Source organism: Inquilinus sp., assembly GCF_057815775.1.
Genome location: NZ_JBYRFX010000267.1, coordinates 1 through 2772, shown reverse-complemented (window position 1 = coordinate 2772; position 2772 = coordinate 1). Strand labels below are relative to the sequence as shown.

Sequence of the window (2772 nt, the reverse complement as noted above, 5' to 3'; positions counted from 1 at the left end):
GGACCCGCGCACGGTGGCCAAGCCGGGCGACGTGGTGAAGGTCAAGGTGCTGGAGGTCGACCCGCAGCGGAAGCGCATCGGCCTGACCATGCGGCTGGACGATGACGGCGCGGCCCGGCCGCCGCGCCGCGAGGGCGGTGCTCCCGGCGGGCAGGATCGTGCGGGCCCGCCGCGGCAGCGGGGCCGCCAGGGTCAGGGGCAGGGTCAACCAGGCCAAGGCCAGCCCCGGCAGGACCGGCCGGCCCAGGGCCAGCCGAGACAGGGGCAGCCCGGGCAGAGCCAGGGCGGCCAACAAGGTCGCGGCGACGGCCAGGGCCAGCCACGGCAGGACCGGCCCCGGCAGGATCGGCCCAGACAGGATGCACCGAGACAGGATGGGCCGCGGCCGGAGTCCGGGTCGCAGCGCCCGGCCCAGTCCCGGCCGCAGCAGCAGCCCTATCAGCAGAAGCCGCGCGCCCCGGCGCCAGAGCCCGATGGCGCCATGGCTGAGGCCCTGCGCCGCGCCGGCCTGGCCGGCAGCGGCACCAGCAAGCGGCGATAGGCGCCGGCGGTTCTCATAGGCTCTCCCCCTCCCGCGAGGGGAGGGGGAGGCCGTCTGCCTCAGGGCCACCCTTGACGCTCCGGCCCCGGATCGCGTCCCATCCCGGGATCATGCGCGCCCCATCCTCCCCTCCAGGCCCGCCGCCGAACCGCACCGTTGCCGTGCTCGCCTATGATGGGCTGTGCACCTTCGAATTCGGCGTGGCGGTCGAGGTGTTCGGCCTGCCGCGGCCGGAATTCGCCGACTGGTACCGCTTCGTCGTCTGCGCCGCCGAGGCCGGGCCGTTGCGCGCGATCGGCGGCATCCAGGTCACGGCCGAGGCCGGGCTGGAGGCGCTGGAGGAAGCCGGCACCATCGTCGTGCCGGGCTGGCGCGACATCCGAGAAATCCCGCCCGAACCGCTGCTCGCCGCCCTGCGCCAGGCGCGCGACCGGGGCGCCCGGCTGGTCTCGATCTGCTCCGGCGTGTTCGTGCTGGCGGCGGCCGGGGCGCTGGCCGGCAAGCGGGTGACCACCCATTGGCGCTATGCCGAGGCGCTGGCCGCCCGTTATCCCGACATCACCGTGGTGCCCGACGTGCTGTATGTCGACGAAGGCCCGGTGCTGACCTCGGCCGGCAGCGCCGCCGGCCTCGATCTGTGCCTGCACATCGTCCGCCGCGATTGGGGCGCGCGCATCGCCAACCAGGTGGCGCGGCGGCTGGTGGTGCCGCCGCATCGCGAAGGCGGCCAGGCCCAGTTCGTCGACCGGCCGGTGCAGCTGGAGGACCGGCCGCGCCTGGCCGCGGTGTTCGACTGGGCCCGCCAGCATCTGGCCGAGGATCTGCCGCTGGACCGGCTGGCCGAGCGTGCCGGGATGAGCCTCCGCACCTTCCTGCGCCGCTTCCGCGACGCCACCGGCACCACTCCGGCGGAATGGCTGGTCGGCGAACGCCTGGCCCTGGCCCGCGACCTCTTGGAGACCACGGAACTGCCGGTCGAACGCATCGCCACCGATTGCGGCTTCGGCTCGGCCGACACGCTGCGCCACCATTTCCGCCGCCGTCTCGCCACCAGTCCGGCCCGCTACCGCGCCGGCTTCAGCCTGGGTTAGCCAGGCAACGCCCATGTTCCGTCTGTTCGTCGCCATCGCCATTCCCGCCGCCCTGCGGTCCCGCCTGGCCCTGCTGCAGGGCGGCGTGCCCGGTGCCCGCTGGACCAACCAGGCCGATTTCCACCTGACGCTGCGCTTCATCGGCGAGGTCGACGCGCTGGAGGGGGAGGAGATCGACGAGGCGCTGCAGGCTGTTGCGGCACCCGGATTCGCCCTGGCGCTGGATGGCGTCGGCCAGTTCGGCACGAAGCGCGCCGCCGCCACCCTGTGGGCCGGGGTGGCGGCCTAGCCGGCGCTGCACTTCCTGCACGCCAAGGTCGACCGCGCTTTGGTCACCGCCGGCCAGCCGCCGGACGATCGCGCCTATGCCCCGCACGTCACCCTGGCCCGGCTGCGCCAGGCGCCGGCCGAGCGGGTCGGCCGCTGGCTCGAAGGCAACGCCCCGTTCCGCGCCGACCCGTTCCCAGTCGCCGCCTTCCACCTCTACCAGAGCCATCTCGGCCGCGAAGGCCCGGTGTACGAGATCCTGGAGAGCTATCCGCTTACCGCGGCCGCAGGCCCAACCCCATCGCCTGGCGCATGAAGAAGCGCTTCACCGGTGGCAGGCGGCCGACGGCAGCGAGGCCGATGTCGCGGACGGCCTGCACCGGGGCGAGATCGGTCGAGAACAGCCGGTTCAGCCCGTCCGTCGCCAGGATCATGGCGACATTGTCCGGCCGTCGCTTGCGCTCATAGCGCTGCAGCAGCGCCGGGTCGCCGAGGTCGAGGCCGAGGCGGCTGCGCTCGACCAGCAACTCGGCCAGCACGGCGATGTCGCGCAGGCCGAGATTGAGGCCCTGGCCGGCGATCGGGTGGATGCCGTGCGCCGCCTCGCCGATCAGCGCGGCACGCCGGGCGCCGTAGCGCCGGGCATGGACGACGCCGAGCGGATAGGTGAAGCGCTTGCCCAGCGTCCGCACCGGCCCAAGCCAGTCGCCGACCTTGGCCTGCAGCGCCGCGTCGAAGGCGGCGACCGGGCGGTGCACCAGGTCGTCCGCGATGTCCGGCTCCTCGGTCCAGACGATCGAGGAGCGGTGATTGCCCGCCGCATCGTCGGTCATCGGCAGCACCGCGAACGGGCCGGGCGGCAGGAAATGCTCG

General features: G+C 74.0%; 5 protein-coding genes. 4 read left to right on the top strand and 1 reads right to left on the bottom strand.

The genetic code is table 11. The annotated features are described in order from the left end of the window. From AC3XYG_RS09450 to AC3XYG_RS09435, 4 genes are all read left to right on the top strand, one after another. On the top strand, positions 1-541 hold a 541-nt coding region (locus tag AC3XYG_RS09450), incomplete at its 5' end, for a S1 RNA-binding domain-containing protein (RefSeq protein WP_489139569.1). A 110-nt stretch (positions 542-651) separates the two neighbouring features. Then, complete coding sequence (ftrA, locus tag AC3XYG_RS09445) at positions 652-1632, top strand: transcriptional regulator FtrA (RefSeq protein WP_489139568.1); 981 nt, start codon at positions 652-654, stop codon at positions 1630-1632. A gap of 13 nt (positions 1633-1645) precedes the next feature. Continuing rightward, entirely contained in the window at positions 1646-1921 is a 276-nt protein-coding gene (gene thpR / locus AC3XYG_RS09440; RefSeq protein ID WP_489139567.1) for an RNA 2',3'-cyclic phosphodiesterase, read from the top strand. 6 nt (positions 1922-1927) lie between these two features. After that, entirely contained in the window at positions 1928-2215 is a 288-nt protein-coding gene (locus AC3XYG_RS09435) for a 2'-5' RNA ligase family protein (RefSeq protein ID WP_489139570.1), read from the top strand. Here AC3XYG_RS09435 and AC3XYG_RS09430 read toward each other — a convergent pair. Beyond that, positions 2175-2772: FAD-dependent monooxygenase (locus AC3XYG_RS09430; RefSeq protein WP_489139566.1), on the bottom strand; the 598-nt coding region annotated here is incomplete at its 5' end. The two genes, AC3XYG_RS09435 and AC3XYG_RS09430, sit on opposite strands and share 41 nt — an antisense overlap.